The sequence below is a fragment of the Streptomyces sp. NBC_00483 genome, from assembly GCF_036013745.1.
Taxonomy (GTDB): domain Bacteria; phylum Actinomycetota; class Actinomycetes; order Streptomycetales; family Streptomycetaceae; genus Streptomyces.
This window is the reverse complement of sequence record NZ_CP107880.1, coordinates 4859157-4874962: the sequence shown is the minus strand read 5'-3', so window position 1 is coordinate 4874962 and position 15806 is coordinate 4859157. Positions and strand designations below refer to the sequence as shown.

Below are 15806 nucleotides of genomic sequence, written 5' to 3'. Positions count from 1 at the left end.
CAGGATGGAGCCATGACCGAGATCCGCACCCCCCGCCTCCTCCTGCGCCGCTGGCAGCCGGACGACGACCTCGCCCCGCTCGCCGAGATCCAGGCCGACCCTGCCGTGATGAGCCGTGTCGGCGACGGCTCCCTCCGCTCCCTCGACGAGACCGCCGAGGACATCGAGCGCTGGGAGGAGGAGTGGGACGACGAGGGCTTCGGGGTCTTCGCCGTGGAACTCCTCGGCCCCGGCGAGCTGGCGGGCGCCGTCGGCCTGTACGTGCCGGACGCCCCGGAGCAGGTGGCGGGCCAGATCGGCATCCAGTGGCGGCTCGCGCGACAGTTCTGGGGCCAGGGGTACGCCTCGGAGGCGGCGCAGGCGACGCTGGAGTTCGCGCTTCAGGACCGGGGCATCGACCGGGTCGTCGCGGTCACCGCGGAGGGCGACACCTCCTCGGAGAAGGTTCTCCACAAGCTGGGGATGGCGCCGCTGCCCGGCCGGGTGGAGGGCTGCATGCTGTACGCGATCGACCTGACGGAGTTCGAGGGCTGAGACTCGAGGCCTGAGATTCGAGAGTCGCCTTTGAGTTTCCTGTGAAGGTCTTGAACACCTTGCGAAGGTGTCCGGTATTCGCCGTCTTCGGCTTCATGTGAAGAAGTAATGGACCCGTTTTCGTTGCGGTGTGGCTTCACCTCTTGACGGTCAGTGGGCGGGCGAGTTGGCTTCGAGCCACCTCGGCCGCACCGTCGCGGCCACGTCAGGGAGGTATCCGCACATGAACACGCGTATGCGTTGCGCCGCCATGGCCGGCGCCGCATCCGTCCTGGTCGCCTCGCTCTCGGCCTGCGGCGGCGTGCTGCCGGGCGGCGACAGCGGGCCCAGCGCGTCCACCACCAAGGGCAACGATGTCAAGATCGGTCTGCTGCTTCCGGAGAAGGAGACCGCTCGCTACGAGAAGTTCGACCACCCCATATTCGAGCGTCAGGTGGCGAAGCTGACGTCCGGCAAGGGGGAGCTGGTCTACGCCAATGCCAAGCAGAACGCGGCCCTCCAGCGCAAGCAGCTGCAGGAGATGATCGCCGCGAAGGTCGACACGATCGTCGTCGACGCCGTGGACGCCAAGGACATCGCCCCGGCCGTGCGCAAGGCGAAGGACGCGGGCATCCACGTCATCGCGTACGACCGGCTCGCGGAGGGGCCCGTGGACGCCTACGTCGGCTTCGACAACGAGCTCGTCGGACAGACCCAGGGCAAGGCGCTGATCTCCGCACTCGGCGGGACCAAGGCCACCAAGCGCGACAAGGTCGTGATGATCAACGGCTCGCCCAGCGACCCCAACGCCGCGCAGTTCAAGGCCGCCGCCCGCGTGGAACTCGGCAACGCCGTGACCGTCGCGAAGTCGTACGACACCGCGGGCTGGAAGCCGTCCAACGCCAAGGCCAACATGGAGCAGGCCGTCAACGCGCTCGGCGCGGACAACATCGCGGGCGTGTACGTCGCCAACGACGGGATGGCCGGCGGCGTGATCCAGGCCCTGAAGGAGGTCGGCGTCCGCGACATGCCGCCGATCACCGGCCAGGACGCCGAACTCGCCGCCGTGCAGCGGATCCTGGACGGCGAGCAGTACATGAGCGTCTACAAGCCGTACCCGGACGAGGCGGAGACCGCCGCCGAGATGGCCGTGCGGATCTCGCAGGGGCGCGACATCGAGTTCGAGGCGCTGGCGATGGACCGCACCGACAGCCCGACCACCAAGCAGATCAGGACGGCGAGCGTCAGCGTCGTCGCGCTCACCAAGGACAACATCAAGAGCACCGTCGTCAAGGACAAGATCTTCAAGGTGTCGCAGATCTGCACGGCGAAGTACGCACAGGCTTGCGCGGAGGCGGGGTTGAAGTAGCCGGTGTGGGTGGCTGGCTAGTCCGCGTCCTCCAGGATGCCCGACTGGCCGATCAGATAGCCCAGTTGGGCCCTGCTGTCGCTGCCCAGCGTCGCCGCGAGCTTCGCGATGTGCACGCGGACGGTGCGGACGTTCATGCCGAGCCGCTCCGCGATCACCGCGTCCGTGTGGCCCTCGATGAGCAGCGTCGCGATGGTGCGCTGACGCGTCGTGACGCCGTCCGAGGCCGGCTCCTCGACCGCCGCCTGCGGGTACATCGGCGTGGCCAGCTGCCACAGGCGTTCGAAGGTCGTGGCGAGATAGCTGATCAGGGCCGGGTGGCGGACCTCGAGGGCCACCGTGCGGTCGCGGTTCGCGGGGATGAAGGCGACCGTGCGGTCCAGCATGACGAGCCGCTCGGTGACCTCGTCGAGCGTGCGGACCTGGACGTCGCCGATGAGCTGTTCGTAGTGCGCCATGACGGCGGGGGAGTGCCGGGCCGTGTGCTGGTACAGCGTGCGCATCCGGCCACCGCCGGTGAGGAGGGCCTGCTCCCGGGGGAGCGCCGCCGCGAGCCCTCGCGGGGGACGCCGGCCGCCCGGCTGGATGGTCAGGAGCTCCTGGGAGGCCTCGCCCGCGGCCTCGTCGATCGCCTCGTTGATCCGCCGGAACCCCATCAGGACCCGGAACATGGGCGTACTGGGGATCGAGGCGCGCTGCGTCTCCAGAGCGATCAGCGGGGCGAACTGGTCGGCCAGGCGCGAACTGCGCCGTCTCTGCCGGACGATCTCCTCCTCGTACGAGCCGAGGAGGCGCGGCAGGGCGACCGCGGGGGCCACCGGTCTCAGCGTCGTCGGATCGTCGTCGGCGGGCACGAGGAGGCCGAAGCGCAGCAGGCAGGGCGCCGGTTCGGTGTCACGCTTGTGGACACGGCCCTCGCGCAGCGCACGGGCGTACAGCTCCGAGCCCTCCTGGCACAGCTCCTCCGCGCCATGGCCATGGGAGTCCACCTGGCGCCCGGTGTGCGATTCGGTCGTCACGAATCCTGCTCCAGCATGCCGGACTGGGCGATCAGATAGCCGAGTTGGGCCCGGCTGCCGCTGCCGAGCGCCGCGGCGATCTTCGCTATGTGGGCGCGGCAGGTGCGCACGTTCATGCCGAGCCGACGGGCGATGGCCTCGTCGACATGCCCTTCGATGAGCAGTTTGGCGATGGAGCGCTGAACACCGGTGATTCCTTCGGGAGTCGACTCGTACGGGACGTCTTCCTGCAGCGGGGTGGCGCGCCGCCACATGTGGTCGAAGACATTGATCAGGTACTGCACGAGGCCGGGGTGGCGCAGCTCGAGGGCCATGCTGTCGCCGGCCTCGGCCGGGATGAACGCTACGTCGTGATCGCAGATGATGAGCCGCTCGATGAGTTCCTCGAGCGTCCTGATCTCTACCCTGGCACCCGCCATCTTGTCCATGTACGCGAAGGTGTTCTGGCTGTATCGGACCGTGTGCTGATACAGCGTGCGCATCGATATGCCGCGCTCGATGAGGGGCCGGCTGCGTTCCAGGGCCTCGATCAGCAGATGCTCGCTGCGACCGCCCCCCGGCTGCACGGTCAGCACTTCCGTGCGGCTCTCGGCGATGGCCTTGTCGAGCGCCGCCTTGATCCGGCCGCCGCCCTCCAGCACGGTGATGGCGTGCGTCGTCGCGGGCATCTGGGCACTGATGGCCATGAACGGCTGGAAAGCAGCGGTGAGTTCACCGGACAGCTCCCGTCGTTCGTGGATTTCCCGCTCTATGGGCTGCAACCGCTGGGACAGTACGACCGAGGGCGGAACCGGACGGAGCCAGTCCGCGTCATCTGGATCCGGGTGCAGGAGCGCGAATTCCAGCAGGCAGGGAGCTGACTTGATCTCGGCGCGCGCGACACGGCCGGCGCTCAGCGCTCTGGCGTAAAGGCGCTCTCCCTCCGGGCACAGCTCAGTGACCGGATGAGGATGTGTCGCTTTTGGGTTGCTCGTTGGCAAATCTCCACCCCCCAGGGTCCTGAACGTGCAGGAACATGATGCATCGCCGCTGTGGTTTCCATGTGCCCGAATGAGTCATCGTCTGTGGTGCGGGGGAGAAGAAGCCATCAAGTAAGGACGAAGCCGACATGAGTAAGAGAATGCTTCGCTCAGTGCTCGGCGCGGCGGTCGCGGCTGTTGCGCTGGCGCTCGGCACCGCCGGTGCCGCCACGCCTGGCGATGTCGCCTGGGGCTCTGATCAGGTCGGTACGCAGAGCGTCACAACCGTGGCCGGCGCCGACGACGTCGCGTGGGGAGTCGCTCCCGTGACCGGAGGCGGCGGCGCATGATCACCCCGCCCGACGACCGGTCGTTACGCCGGGAGATGGCGATCGCCTACCGCTCCGGTTGGCACACCATCGACCTCGTGACCGCGATTCCGAGCGACGGTGACTCCCTCATGGTCACCCTGTTCGGAGAGCCCATCATCGTGGTCCGCGAGGGCGACGACATCCGGGCCTACCGGTGCCTGCGCCGACCGCGCGGCGCCCCACAGCCGGTACGTACGGTCGTCCGGTACGGAATGATCTTTGTGAACCTCGACCAGCGGGACCATGAACTGGTCGGCGAGGCAGGACCCGAGCCCTCGCAGTCCCACCCACGCTCCACAGCCACCCCCCGCAGTGCCTGACGCGATGCCCCCGTCGTTGTAATCGCGCAGGTGCTTCCCCCCCCTGCAGCGGCGCCACCGTGAACCTGACACGGTGGCGCCGCTGTAGTTGTGTACGGGGGCGTATTGCGGCCGGGGGCTACGCGGGGTCGGGGACGTTCGCCGTGGCCCGGCCCACCGCTATCTCGATGACCACCCGGTCCGGGTTCGGACGGGGCGCGCGCGAGTAGCGCTCGGCATAGCGGCGCTCGGCGTCCGCGACGCGCTCCGGGTCGGTGTGCACCGTCGCCCGCCCCTCCAGCGTGGCCCACCACCGGCCGTCGACCTGGCACACCGCGGCGAACCCCGACCCCTCGACGACATGGGCGGCCTTCCTTGTGGACTTGCCCGTGATGATGCGGGCGACCCGCGCCTCGGCGTCGTACGTCACCCCGACCGGGACCACATGGGGCGTGCCGTTCGCGCGCAGCGTCGTCAGGGTGCACAGGTGCCGTTCGCGCCAGAAGTCGAGGAAGGCGGATCCGGGGGCGTCGAGGTCGATGCGCTTGGCCATGAACGGGAACCTATCCCAGAGGGGACCGGGCCCTTTCCCTGGACGCCCTTGAGTGGAATAGACTCAACTTTGTGCACGTTCGATGAGTCAGAGTGAGTTTCCCTAGCGCATGGAGGAGAGCAGGCACGTGGACGCCGAGCTGACGAACCGGAGCCGCGACGCGATCAACGCGGCAAGCAGCCGGGCCGTGTCCGGGGGCCACCCGGATCTGACCCCGGCCCACCTGCTCCTGGCCCTGCTGGAGGGCCAGGACAACGAGAACATCACCGACCTCCTCGCCGCGGTCGACGCCGACCAGGCGCAGGTGCGGGCGGGCGCCGAGCGGGTACTGGCCTCGCTGCCCAGCGTGACGGGATCCACCGTCGCGCCGCCCCAGCCCAACCGCGACCTGCTCGCCGTCATCGCCGACGCGTCCGAGCGCGCCAAGGACCTCGGCGACGACTACCTCTCCACGGAACACCTGCTCATCGGCATCGCGGCCAAGGGCGGCGCCGCCGCCGACGTACTGACACAGAACGGGGCCGGCGCGAAGAAGCTGGTCGACGCATTCACCAAGAGCAGGGGAGGGCGCCGGGTGACCACACCCGACCCCGAAGGGTCCTACAAGGCGCTGGAGAAGTTCGGTACGGACTTCACGGCGGCGGCCCGCGAGGGCAAGCTCGACCCGGTCATCGGCCGCGACCAGGAGATCCGCCGCGTCGTCCAGGTCCTGTCCCGCCGCACCAAGAACAACCCGGTGCTCATCGGCGAACCCGGCGTCGGAAAGACGGCCGTCGTCGAAGGCCTCGCCCAGCGCATCATCAAGGGCGACGTACCGGAGTCCCTCAAGGACAAGCGGCTCGTCTCGCTCGACCTCGGCGCGATGGTCGCGGGCGCCAAGTACCGCGGCGAGTTCGAGGAGCGCCTCAAGACCGTCCTCTCCGAGATCAAGGAGAGCGACGGCCAGATCATCACGTTCATCGACGAGCTGCACACCGTCGTCGGCGCGGGCGCCGGCGGCGACTCCGCCATGGACGCGGGCAACATGCTCAAGCCGATGCTCGCCCGCGGCGAACTGCGCATGGTCGGCGCGACCACGCTCGACGAGTACCGCGAACGCATCGAGAAGGACCCGGCCCTGGAGCGCCGCTTCCAGCAGGTCCTGGTGGCGGAGCCCTCCGTGGAGGACTCCATCGCGATCCTCCGTGGCCTCAAGGGCCGCTACGAGGCCCACCACAAGGTCCAGATCAACGACAGCGCCCTCGTCGCGGCCTCGACGCTCTCCGACCGCTACATCACCTCCCGCTTCCTCCCCGACAAGGCCATCGACCTCGTCGACGAGGCGGCCTCCCGGCTCCGCATGGAGATCGACTCCTCGCCCCTGGAGATCGACGAACTCCAGCGCTCGGTCGACCGGTTGAAGATGGAGGAGATGGCCCTCGCCAAGGAGACCGACCCGGCCTCCCGCGACCGCCTGGACAAGCTCCGCCGCGACCTCGCCGACAAGGAGGAGGAGCTGCGCGGACTCACCGCACGCTGGGAGAAGGAGAAGGAGTCCCTCAACCGCGTCGGTGAACTGAAGGAGAAGCTCGACGAACTGCGCGGCCAGGCCGAACGGGCCCAGCGCGACGGCGACTTCGACACCGCGAGCAAGCTCCTCTACGGCGAGATCCCGACGCTCGAACGCGACCTGGAGGAAGCGTCCGAGGCCGAGGAGGAAGTCTCCAAGGACACCATGGTCAAGGACGAGGTCGGCCCCGACGACATCGCCGACGTCGTCGCCTCCTGGACCGGCATCCCGGCAGGACGCCTCCTGGAGGGCGAGACGCAGAAGCTCCTGCGCATGGAGGACGAGCTCGGCAAGCGCCTCATCGGCCAGACCGAAGCGGTCCGCGCGGTCTCCGACGCGGTCCGCCGCACCCGCGCCGGCATCGCCGACCCCGACCGCCCCACCGGCTCCTTCCTCTTCCTCGGCCCGACGGGCGTCGGCAAGACCGAACTCGCCAAGGCCCTCGCCGACTTCCTCTTCGACGACGAGCGGGCCATGATCCGCATCGACATGTCGGAGTACGGCGAGAAGCACAGCGTCGCCCGCCTGGTCGGCGCCCCGCCCGGCTACGTCGGCTACGAGGAGGGCGGCCAGCTCACCGAGGCGGTCCGCCGCCGCCCGTACTCCGTCGTCCTCCTGGACGAGGTCGAGAAGGCCCACCCCGAGGTCTTCGACATCCTCCTCCAGGTCCTCGACGACGGCCGCCTCACCGACGGCCAGGGCCACACGGTCGACTTCCGCAACACGATCCTCGTCCTGACGTCGAACCTGGGCAGCCAGTACCTGGTCGAACCGCTCACCTCGGCGGAAGAGAAGAAGCAACAAGTCCTCGAAGTCGTCCGGGCGTCCTTCAAGCCCGAATTCCTCAACCGCCTCGACGACCTGGTGGTCTTCTCGGCCCTGGACAAGGACGAGCTCTCCCGCATCGCCCGCCTCCAGCTGAACCGCCTCGCGAAGCGCCTCGCCGACCGCCGCCTCACCCTGGACGTCTCCGACGAGGCCCTGGCCTGGCTCGCCGACGAGGGCAACGACCCGGCCTACGGCGCCCGCCCCCTGCGCCGCCTGATCCAAACCGCCATCGGCGACCGCCTCGCCAAGGAGATCCTCTCCGGCGAGGTCAAGGACGGCGACACGGTCCGCGTCGACGCGTTCGGCGACGGGTTGACCGTGGGGCCGGCGACGGGGAAGACGCTGTAGTCCGCCCGCCGCGAAACGCCCGCGCCCCTGCGAAGGGGCGCGGGCTTGCCCTTGGGGGGCCTCGGTGGGAGAGGATGGCGGCATCCATACGAAGGGACCAAGCAAGTGAGCATCGACCCGTCCTCGATTCCCAATTTCGGGGGACAGCCCGACCCGCAAGAGGGAGCGGGACCGGCCGGTCCCGTCGTTCCCGACCAGGACCTGGTCAAGCAGCTTCTGGAGCAGATGGAGCTCAAGTACGTCACCGACGAGGAGGGTGACCTCGCGGCGCCGTGGGAGGAGTTCCGTACGTACTTCATGTTCCGCGGCGAGGACGACCAGCAGGTCTTCTCGGTGCGGACGTTCTACGACCGGCCGCACGGCATCGAGATCAAGCCGCAGCTGCTCGAGTCGATCGACGACTGGAACCGCCGCACCCTGTGGCCGAAGGTCTACAGCCACACCCACGACGACGGCACCGTCCGCCTCATCGGCGAGGCGCAGATGCTGATCGGCACCGGGGTCGCGCTCGAGCACTTCGTGTCGTCGACGGTCAGCTGGGTGCGCGCCGCGATCGAGTTCGACCGGTGGCTGGTGGAGCAGCTCGGCCTGGAGGCCGACGTCGACTCCGCGGAGAAGCCGGAGGACGGCGACGACTCCCAGTGAGTCCGAGTGCGTCCGCGTGAGTTTTGCGTGAGAGCCCGGCCGGTGTGTCTGCCCATGAGGGCGGCTGCCGGCCGGGCTCTTGTCGTGGCTACGACTCTGTGCGCGCCGGCTTCGGGTCGATGCGGAACAGTTCGCCGTCGACCTGGCCGATGAGGCCGTGGCGTCCCTCGGTCATCAGCTCGGGGGCGACGCCGCCCCGCACCGGCCGCTCGGGCAGCTTCACCTTGCCGCGCCAGCGCACCGCGCCGTTGTCGAGGTCGAGGCCCACCATGTTCCCGGTCGGGTCGAGGAAGTAGGCGACCTGGTCGGTGAGGTTCACGGCCGCGGCGGAGGCCAGTTCGTACATGCCGGGGCCGCTGGGGTCCTTGCGGAGCCGGAGGCCCGACTCGCTCGCCCACAGTTGTTTCCCGTCGGCGGCCGACCACGCGAGGGCCGTGCCGTCCTTGCGGACCGTGAGCATGACGCCGTCCGCGATCACGCCGCCGCGCGGTCCGTCGGCGCGGTGCCGCGTCACCTTCCCGGTGCCCGTGTCGACGCGGATCAGGTCGGTGGGGCCGGGTTCGCCGATGAACTTCTGCTTTCCGACCGGGGCCGCGAGGAGCACGGTGTCCCCGTCCCTGCCGATGTAGCTCGTCATGCCCTTGACCGTCGCGACCGTGTGCGGGCGGCCGGTCGCCGGGTCGAGGCGGACGACGGTGCTGCGCTGCGGCGCCTTCTCACTGTCGGGCGAGCACATCAGGTGCGGGACGCCGCCGATCGCGGCGGCGGTGCAGTCGGCCTGCTTCCACTTGTGTGTCCACAGGGTGCGGCCGGTCCTGGGATCGAGGGCGGCCGCGCTCTTGAACGTCGGGGTGTTGGCGAGAATGCCGCCGTCGAAGAGCACGGCGGAGTCCGCGTCGCGGCTGTCGTCGGCCAGCTTGTGCCGCCACAGCACCTTGCGGCTGTCGATGTCGACGGCGACGACGTCGGTGCCGGGGTTCGAGGTGCCGGGCGCGTGGTCGGCGTACGAGTAGAGGATTCCGTCGCGGACGCCGGTGATCGAGCCCGAAGGGGTGCCGCCGTTGTCGGGGTGCGCGGCCTTGCGCTGCCACACGACCTTTCCGGTACGGGTGTCGACGCCGAGGCCGTCGTATCCGGAGTTCCTGCAGTACACGGTGCCGGGGCCGGTGGCGCAGGCGTCCCACGCGGTCTTGCCGGGCAGGGGCGTCTGCCAGCGCAGTTTGCCCTCCCGGCTGACGTGGTTGGTCGGGGTCGGTGGCCGGTCGTCGCCCGTGCCGGTGACGAGGACCGTGCCGAAGGCGATGGCGGTGAGGCCGAGTGCGGCGCCGGTGACGCGCAGCGTGGTGCGGCGCCTGCGGCGGCGTACGAGACGGTCGGCGAGGTCCGTGGGGGCGGCGGTGGTGTCGGGGGTCCACGCGTGCAGGACGTCCCGGAGCCTGTGGTCGAGCTGGTCGGCGTTCATGCGTGGGCTCCCTTCGGCGCGGTGCCGTTCGCGGGGCGGTCGGGATCGGTGGCCGCGGCGGGGCGCCGGGCGTCGAGTTCCGGGGCGAGCGTGCGCAGCCGGGCCAGGGAGCGGTGGGTGGTGCTGCGTACGGTGCCGACCGAGCAGCCCAGGGCGGCCGCCACCTCGGTCTCGGACAGGTCCTCGAAGTAGCGCAGGACGAGCATCGTGCGCTGGCGCGGGGTGAGCCGGGCCAGCGCGCCCGCCATGGTGATCCGCAGGTCGGCGTCGGCGGTGCCGTCGGCCGTGCCCTCTTCGCGCCATACGGTGCGCGAGGCGTCGAACGTCGGTTCGCGGTGCGGTCGGCGCAGCCGCCAGCGGCTGACCTGGTGCCGGTACATCACCTTGCGGACGTACCCCTCGGGGTCGTCGATGTGCCGCCAGCGCCCGAGCGCCTTCATCAGCGCGGTCTGTACGAGGTCTTCGGCCTCGTGCCGGTCGCCGCCGGTGAGCAGGTTCGCCAGGCGGAGCAGGGTGCCCCACCTGGCGTCGACGAAGTCCCGGAATCTGAGCTGATCCTGCGGGTCCATTGGCCCTCCCGTTCTCTGACGCCCACAAGGACGCGCGGAGCACGGGACATCTATGCCTGTCGTGCGGGCCTTCTTCAATGGGCCGCCGTGAACCGCCCTACCGCGTACGCACCTTGGCGAGCCGCGCCGCCGCCTCGCTCAGGACCTCGTCCTGCTTGCAGAAGGCGAAGCGGACGAAGGGGGCTCCCGCGGCGCGGTCGTCGTAGAAGACGGCGTTGGGGACGGCGACGACGCCGCAGCGTTCGGGGAGGGCGCGGCAGAACTCGAAGCCGTCGTCGAAGCCGAGGGGGCGGATGTCGGTGGTGATGAAGTAGGTGCCCTGGGGGCGGAAGACGGTGAAGCCCGCGTCTTCCAGGCCGGTCGCGAGCAGTTCGCGCTTGGCCGTCATGGTGGCGCGGAAGTCGGAGAAGTACGTGTCGGGGAGGGCGAGGGCCTCGGCGACCGCGTACTGGAAGGGGCCCGCGGAGACGTACGTCAGGAACTGCTTCGCGGAGCGGACCGCCGTGACGAGCTCCGGCGTGGACGTCACCCAGGCCACGCCGTGTTCATACACTTATTTGCATGCCACGCACCAAGCCCACCAGGGGAAACTCCCACACCTCGGTCGCCGGGGAGTCGGCGGCCATCTACTGCCGGATATCCACGGCCGAGGACGACGACCAGACAGGTGTCGACCGCCAGGAGCGCATCTGCCGGGAGGTGGCCGAGCGCCGCGGGCTCGTCATCGATCCGGCGCACGTCTTCGTCGACAACAGCCGCTCGGCGTGGAGTCGTAGGCGCAAGCGGCCCGGTTGGGAGCGTCTCCTGGAGGAGGCCCGAGGCCGGAGTTTCCGGCACATCGTCGCTTACCACCCCGACCGGCTGATGCGCCAGCCAAGGGACTTGGAGGAACTGCTCCAGGTCGCCGACGATCAGGCGATCACGCTGCACGGTGAGGCCAACCGGCGTGACCTCTCCGACCCGGACGACCGCTTCATCCTCCGTATCGAAGTCGCGCACGCCTGCCGCTCCTCGGACGACACCTCACGGAGGTTGAAGGACGCGCTTCAGGACCGGGTGCGAGAAGGGAAGCCGCAGGGCGGCGTACGTCGGTTCGGCTACACCAAGGACGGGATGACGATCGTCGAGGAGGAGGCCGAGGTCGTCCGGGAGGTCTTCGACCGGTACCTGAAGGGCGAGGGGGCGGCGCCGATCGCGAAAGACTTGCACCACCGGGGCGTTCCCACGGCGAGCGGCAAGGTATGGAACGCGGGAACGGTGCGTGGCCTGCTCGATTCCCGGCACGTCGCAGGCATTCGCATGCACCAGGGTGTCGAGGCCGGACCTGGTGCCTGGCCAGCAATCATCGACGCGGGGGTCTGGGCGGAGGTGCGGGCGCGGCGTGAGTACCGCTCGGCGGTGTACCGGGAGTCGCTCAGCAATCCGCCTCAGCGCTACTACCTGCTGCGCGGCCTGGTGATGTGCGGACGGTGCGGAACGCTGATGTCCGGCACCGCCAAGAACACTGGCCCGGTCTACCAGTGCAACCGCCGCGGTCGGAACGACGAGATGAAGTGCACTCGGTCGATCACGGCTAAGACCCTTGAAGATTTCGTCGCTGACGCCGCCGTCGAATTGCTCGGCAAGCTCCGCGTGGATGGTCGGCTCGCCAGCAGCAATCTCGCCGAGAGTGCGGCCAGGGAGCTGGAGGACGACCAGCGGCAGCTCGCCGAACTGAACGAGATGTGGACGGCGAAGGAGCTCTCCACTGCGGAGTTCCGCAGGATGCGCAAGGAGATCACTGATCGCATTGCCAAGGCCCAACGCAAGGTCGTCGTCCGGCCGATGGTGCTCCTCGACGGCCTGACGGGGGAAGGCGCTCGCGCAGCTTGGGAGGACGAGGCGATGACCGACGAGCGACGGAATGCGGTGCTGCGCTTCCTGTTCGCCGGGGTGGTCATCGACGAACCGAAGAAGTTCGGCAGGCACATGGACTGGGACCGCATCGCGATCGAGCAGAACCCGCTCTGAGGGCTGACCGAGGTGCCTTGGGCGGGCACGCGGGGGCGGAAAGATAGCAGCAGATTCCCGTCTGGGAAAACCGGCGATTCTCCGGATCCTTAAGGCACTGCCGATGACGGTCGACCTGCCGGTCCTCCGCCGACGGCATGCACGTCCCAGGTGTTGGAGCACCTGGAGACGGCGCGATGTACCGACCGCCCAACGATCGATCCGTGTGGTGCGGGGGCTGCCATCCCCGCACCGCCCACCAGGAGCTGCCCGTGCGCCTGCTGCCCGAGGCGAGCACAGCACAGACCACACCCACGACCCGAGTCGCACTACAGGAGGAAGCTCGCGCTCAGGCCCTGCGCCGCGTCTGCGCCGGATTCACCACGACGATCAGCCCGCACAGCGCGGCGCGGCTGGCGAACCTGATGACCGGCTCGCGCTATGAGAAGGCCGCCTGAGCCCACCGACGTACGAGAAAAGAGAAGCGGCCCCGGTGTTGGAGCACCAAGGGCCGCGACGACTCCCTCGACGACCGCCCAAACGATCTATCCGGTGCCGGGACCTGCCAGTCCGTATCGGCCCGAGACAAGGAAGCTCTGTGCTCCAGGGTACGACCCCGCAGTGGCAGACACCATCGACTCACTCCCGTTCCAGCCCGCAGGACGCGATCGACGTCACGACCACCTCACCTCACGACGTGGACGCCGAGGCGGCTGTGCTCGGCGCCTGCATGTTCCACGGTGCGGTCATCGACGAGGTCCGGCAGACGCTGGATCCAGGGGACTTCCACCAGCCGGCGCACACGACGATCTGGCATGCCCTGCTGGAGCTGCGCAGGCAGGAAGCACCGACCGACCCGATCGCGCTGTCGCACCAGTTGAAGTCAACGGGTGACCTCACGCGTGTGGGTGGCCCCCAGTACCTGCACTCTCTGGCGAGTTTGGCAACCGTCGGCTCGGGTGCCTCGTACTACGCGGACATAGTCCGCAGCCACGCCGACCTGCGCGGCTTGCAGGCCACGGCGGTCCGCGTACTCCAAGGCGCCACCGCGCCGGGAGCCGACCCGGCCGAGGTGCGCGGCCTGCTGGCGACATCGCTGAGCGAGGCCGCCGACCGCGCACGCCGCAGCTCAGGCGGGAGGCTGCAGCGGTACGCCGTGGACGGTTGGTCCTTCGTCACCGACACCCCGGCCACCACCCAGCCTGTGTGGGGGACGCCGGGAAAAGCAGCCTGGGCTCCCGGCGAGAGCCTGATGCTCGTCGGGCCGCCCGGTGTCGGCAAGTCGACGATCGCCCAGCAGATCGTCCTCGCTCGCCTCGGCCTGCTCGCCCAGGTCCTGGACATGCCGGTGCGGGAGGGTGAAAAGGTTCTCTACATCGCCGCGGACCGGCCCAGCCAGCTCGCCCGCGCCTTCACCCGCGTCGTGCACCAGGCAGACCGGGACATCCTCCGTCGGCGCCTGGTCTTCTGGTCGGGTCCGCTGCCCGCTTCGCTCAACACGGAGCCGCAGCTTCTCGCCGAGCTGGCTGCCGAGCACGGCGCCGACACCGTGGTGATCGACAGCCTCAAGGATGTGGTCGGAAAGCTCACCGACGACGAGGCCGGTCTCGCGTACAACAACGCCCGCCAACAGCTCCTGCGCGACGGCGTCGAGCTGCTCGAACTGCACCACCAGCGCAAGCAGGGAGCCGATGTCTCGCGCAGCCAACGGCCGGTCCTGGACCAGGTCTACGGATCGGCCTGGTTCACCGCGGGCGCCGGAAGCGTCGTGTTCCTCAACGGCTCCGCCGGGGATCCGGTGGTCCACCTCCACCACCTCAAGACCGTCGACGACGAGATCGGCCCGTTGCCGGTCATCCACGACCACCCCCGTGGCACCTCACGCGTCGATACGAGCCTCGACCCGCTGACGCTCCTGCGGCAGGCCGGCGCGAGCGGGCTCACCGCACGCACGCTCGCCACCCAGATCACTGGTGAGGACAAGCCCGGCGCCGCGGACATCGCCAGGGCCAGGCGCCGCCTGGAGAACCTCACGAAGAGCGGCGACGCCACCCAGGAGACCGGCGCAGGCGGCGGCACCGGCGGTGGCCAAGCCACCCGGTGGAAGGCCGTAGTCCGCCACATCACCGCCGTGTCCTGACCCGGCGGCCCTGTACGCGGTGCCGTACGCGCCCCGGCCCGCCGAGGCCGCGTACGCACCGCCTTCACCACGTACGAATCTTCAAAAACCGCAGGTCAAGCGCCTACACCTCATCGCACGGCGCATTCACACCCCAGCGCCTACGCGCTGCCCCCTCCTTGGAGAGGGGGCAGCGTAAGCGCCCCTGCCCTCACCGCTTGTGGAGAACCGACCTTGCTCGTCATCACACCCCAGGCCAGCGCCGCCCCACAGCTCGTCGTCACGTTGGAAGGACCGTGGGCATGACCAAGCAGACCGCCGAGCGATACGCGCTTGCCGCAGCCGGAGGCGTCATCGTGGCCCTTACTGTCGGCGGCTTCTGGCTCTCGTACGCGCACCTTGCCGAGGTCGCCGGAAACCACGGACTCCGTGGCTCGCCGGCCCGGCGGTGGGCATGGCCCGCCACCCTGGACGCCTTCATCGTCGCGGGCGAACTCCTGATGCTCCGCGCGGGTCTGCGCCGGGTCACCGACCGGTGGGCCATTGCCCTCACCGGCGTCGGCTCGGTCGGATCCATCGCGCTCAACGTGGCGGGCGTGAGCGGAACGGGCGACGCAGGCGCCGTGCCCATGCTCGACTACGTGGTCGCCGCCGTCCCGCCGACCGCTGCGCTCCTTGCTTTCGGCGTACTGATGCGGCAGATCCACCAGCTCGTCGCCGAGCCCGCCGCCCGCCAGGACTCGACTCCTGATCGGGCGGCCCGGCCGATGGCGGACGCTTCCGTTCAGCGACCGGAACCCCACCACCGGATTCCGCAGAGCAAGGCACGCGGGGGCCGACCGCCGAGCGCCACCCTCGACGAACTCGTGGAGATCGGCCGCATCGCCGTCTCCGAGAAACGCACCCTCACCCGGGCAATCGTCCAACAGTCCATACGGGACAAGGGACTTTCGGTCAGCGGTAAGCGACTGACCGAGGTGATGAACATCCTCCGGCCCGAAGTCGAGCTCGGACACGGAACCGTCCAGACCGGCAGCTGACCGTCCTTTTGTTTGGGCCGCAACCTCAATGCCTGTTCCGCCGACCACGGCCCGCCCCGCAGCTCTTCCAGCCCCTCCGGAGAACCTCCTCGTGACGCACGATCGCCACCACGCCGATCACGATTCCAGCGTGCCGCTGCTTGCTTCGAAGTCGCCTACTCTGCTGCGACGTTT

At 69.4% G+C, this 15806-nt stretch carries 15 protein-coding genes and 1 pseudogene; 10 read left to right on the top strand and 6 right to left on the bottom strand.

What is annotated here, in order from left to right; genetic code table 11:
* Positions 1–12: 12 nt before the first annotated feature.
* Positions 13–534 (top strand): GNAT family N-acetyltransferase, encoded by a 522-nt coding sequence (locus OHA73_RS21710; RefSeq protein WP_327655897.1) that lies wholly within the window; start codon positions 13–15, stop codon positions 532–534.
* Between the two features lie 223 nt (positions 535–757).
* The gene (locus OHA73_RS21705) at positions 758–1882 is read left to right on the top strand and encodes a sugar ABC transporter substrate-binding protein (protein WP_266711707.1); all 1125 of its coding nucleotides are present in this window, start codon (positions 758–760) and stop codon (positions 1880–1882) included.
* Between the two features lie 17 nt (positions 1883–1899).
* Here OHA73_RS21705 and OHA73_RS21700 read toward each other — a convergent pair whose 3' ends face one another.
* Together OHA73_RS21700 and OHA73_RS21695 are read right to left on the bottom strand one after the other, a co-directional pair.
* Positions 1900–2901, bottom strand: coding sequence for a helix-turn-helix transcriptional regulator (locus tag OHA73_RS21700; protein ID WP_327655896.1), 1002 nt, complete (start codon positions 2899–2901; stop codon positions 1900–1902).
* Positions 2898–3881 carry a helix-turn-helix transcriptional regulator gene (locus tag OHA73_RS21695; protein ID WP_327655895.1) on the bottom strand — a complete coding sequence of 328 codons (984 nt, stop codon included), beginning with the start codon at positions 3879–3881 and terminating at the stop codon, positions 2898–2900. The genes OHA73_RS21700 and OHA73_RS21695 overlap by 4 nt, the downstream gene beginning before the upstream one ends.
* A gap of 128 nt (positions 3882–4009) precedes the next feature.
* Here OHA73_RS21695 and OHA73_RS21690 point away from each other — a divergent pair, with 128 nt between their 5' ends.
* Together OHA73_RS21690 and OHA73_RS21685 are read left to right on the top strand one after the other, a co-directional pair.
* On the top strand, positions 4010–4210 hold the full coding sequence (locus OHA73_RS21690) for a hypothetical protein (protein WP_327655894.1): 201 nt from the start codon (positions 4010–4012) through the stop codon (positions 4208–4210).
* On the top strand, positions 4207–4551 hold the full coding sequence (locus OHA73_RS21685; protein ID WP_266711699.1) for a hypothetical protein: 345 nt from the start codon (positions 4207–4209) through the stop codon (positions 4549–4551). Before OHA73_RS21690 ends, OHA73_RS21685 begins: the two co-directional genes overlap by 4 nt.
* A gap of 118 nt (positions 4552–4669) precedes the next feature.
* Here OHA73_RS21685 and OHA73_RS21680 read toward each other — a convergent pair whose 3' ends face one another.
* Positions 4670–5083 carry a pyridoxamine 5'-phosphate oxidase family protein gene (locus tag OHA73_RS21680; RefSeq protein WP_327655893.1) on the bottom strand — a complete coding sequence of 138 codons (414 nt, stop codon included), beginning with the start codon at positions 5081–5083 and terminating at the stop codon, positions 4670–4672.
* A gap of 127 nt (positions 5084–5210) precedes the next feature.
* On the opposite strand from OHA73_RS21680, the gene clpB reads away from it, so the two are divergent.
* Both clpB and OHA73_RS21670 read left to right on the top strand, forming a co-directional pair.
* Entirely contained in the window at positions 5211–7808 is a 2598-nt protein-coding gene (clpB, locus tag OHA73_RS21675) for an ATP-dependent chaperone ClpB (RefSeq protein WP_327658500.1), read from the top strand.
* Positions 7809–7913: 105 nt separating this feature from the next.
* Positions 7914–8453 (top strand): YbjN domain-containing protein, encoded by a 540-nt coding sequence (locus OHA73_RS21670; RefSeq protein WP_266711693.1) that lies wholly within the window; start codon positions 7914–7916, stop codon positions 8451–8453.
* An 88-nt stretch (positions 8454–8541) separates the two neighbouring features.
* On the opposite strand, the gene OHA73_RS21665 is transcribed toward OHA73_RS21670, so the two are convergent.
* The 3 genes and pseudogenes from OHA73_RS21665 to OHA73_RS21655 all read right to left on the bottom strand — a co-directional run.
* The gene (locus tag OHA73_RS21665) at positions 8542–9915 is read right to left on the bottom strand and encodes an outer membrane protein assembly factor BamB family protein (RefSeq protein WP_327655892.1); all 1374 of its coding nucleotides are present in this window, start codon (positions 9913–9915) and stop codon (positions 8542–8544) included.
* Positions 9912–10484, bottom strand: coding sequence for a SigE family RNA polymerase sigma factor (locus OHA73_RS21660; RefSeq protein ID WP_327655891.1), 573 nt, complete (start codon positions 10482–10484; stop codon positions 9912–9914). Before OHA73_RS21660 ends, OHA73_RS21665 begins: the two co-directional genes overlap by 4 nt.
* Positions 10485–10581: 97 nt before the next feature.
* A pseudogene (locus tag OHA73_RS21655) lies at positions 10582–11022 on the bottom strand (aminotransferase class I/II-fold pyridoxal phosphate-dependent enzyme); the annotation flags it as partial.
* 23 nt (positions 11023–11045) lie between these two features.
* Between OHA73_RS21655 and OHA73_RS21650 the strand changes: the two are divergent.
* The 4 genes from OHA73_RS21650 (at position 11046) to OHA73_RS21635 (ending at position 15632) form a co-directional block, all read left to right on the top strand.
* Positions 11046–12494, top strand: coding sequence for a recombinase family protein (locus tag OHA73_RS21650; RefSeq protein WP_327655890.1), 1449 nt, complete (start codon positions 11046–11048; stop codon positions 12492–12494).
* Between the two features lie 176 nt (positions 12495–12670).
* Complete coding sequence (locus OHA73_RS21645; RefSeq protein ID WP_327655889.1) at positions 12671–12931, top strand: hypothetical protein; 261 nt, start codon at positions 12671–12673, stop codon at positions 12929–12931.
* A 140-nt stretch (positions 12932–13071) separates the two neighbouring features.
* Positions 13072–14613, top strand: coding sequence for a DnaB-like helicase N-terminal domain-containing protein (locus OHA73_RS21640; protein WP_327655888.1), 1542 nt, complete (start codon positions 13072–13074; stop codon positions 14611–14613).
* A gap of 281 nt (positions 14614–14894) precedes the next feature.
* Entirely contained in the window at positions 14895–15632 is a 738-nt protein-coding gene (locus OHA73_RS21635; protein ID WP_327655887.1) for a DUF2637 domain-containing protein, read from the top strand.
* The last annotated feature ends 174 nt before the right edge of the window (positions 15633–15806 follow it).

Excerpts from the sequence above, each read along its gene's own strand:
- OHA73_RS21665 (WP_327655892.1), bottom strand. The coding sequence starts at position 9,915 with ATGAACGCCGACCAGCTCGACCACAGGCTCCGGGACGTCCTGCACGCG.
- OHA73_RS21685 (WP_266711699.1), top strand. The coding sequence starts at position 4,207 with ATGATCACCCCGCCCGACGACCGGTCGTTACGCCGGGAGATGGCGATC.
- OHA73_RS21645 (WP_327655889.1), top strand. The coding sequence starts at position 12,671 with ATGTACCGACCGCCCAACGATCGATCCGTGTGGTGCGGGGGCTGCCAT.
- OHA73_RS21680 (WP_327655893.1), bottom strand. The coding sequence starts at position 5,083 with ATGGCCAAGCGCATCGACCTCGACGCCCCCGGATCCGCCTTCCTCGAC.
- OHA73_RS21690 (WP_327655894.1), top strand. The coding sequence starts at position 4,010 with ATGAGTAAGAGAATGCTTCGCTCAGTGCTCGGCGCGGCGGTCGCGGCT.
- OHA73_RS21710 (WP_327655897.1), top strand. The coding sequence starts at position 13 with ATGACCGAGATCCGCACCCCCCGCCTCCTCCTGCGCCGCTGGCAGCCG.
- OHA73_RS21650 (WP_327655890.1), top strand. The coding sequence starts at position 11,046 with ATGCCACGCACCAAGCCCACCAGGGGAAACTCCCACACCTCGGTCGCC.
- OHA73_RS21635 (WP_327655887.1), top strand. The coding sequence starts at position 14,895 with ATGACCAAGCAGACCGCCGAGCGATACGCGCTTGCCGCAGCCGGAGGC.
- OHA73_RS21660 (WP_327655891.1), bottom strand. The coding sequence starts at position 10,484 with ATGGACCCGCAGGATCAGCTCAGATTCCGGGACTTCGTCGACGCCAGG.
- OHA73_RS21705 (WP_266711707.1), top strand. The coding sequence starts at position 758 with ATGAACACGCGTATGCGTTGCGCCGCCATGGCCGGCGCCGCATCCGTC.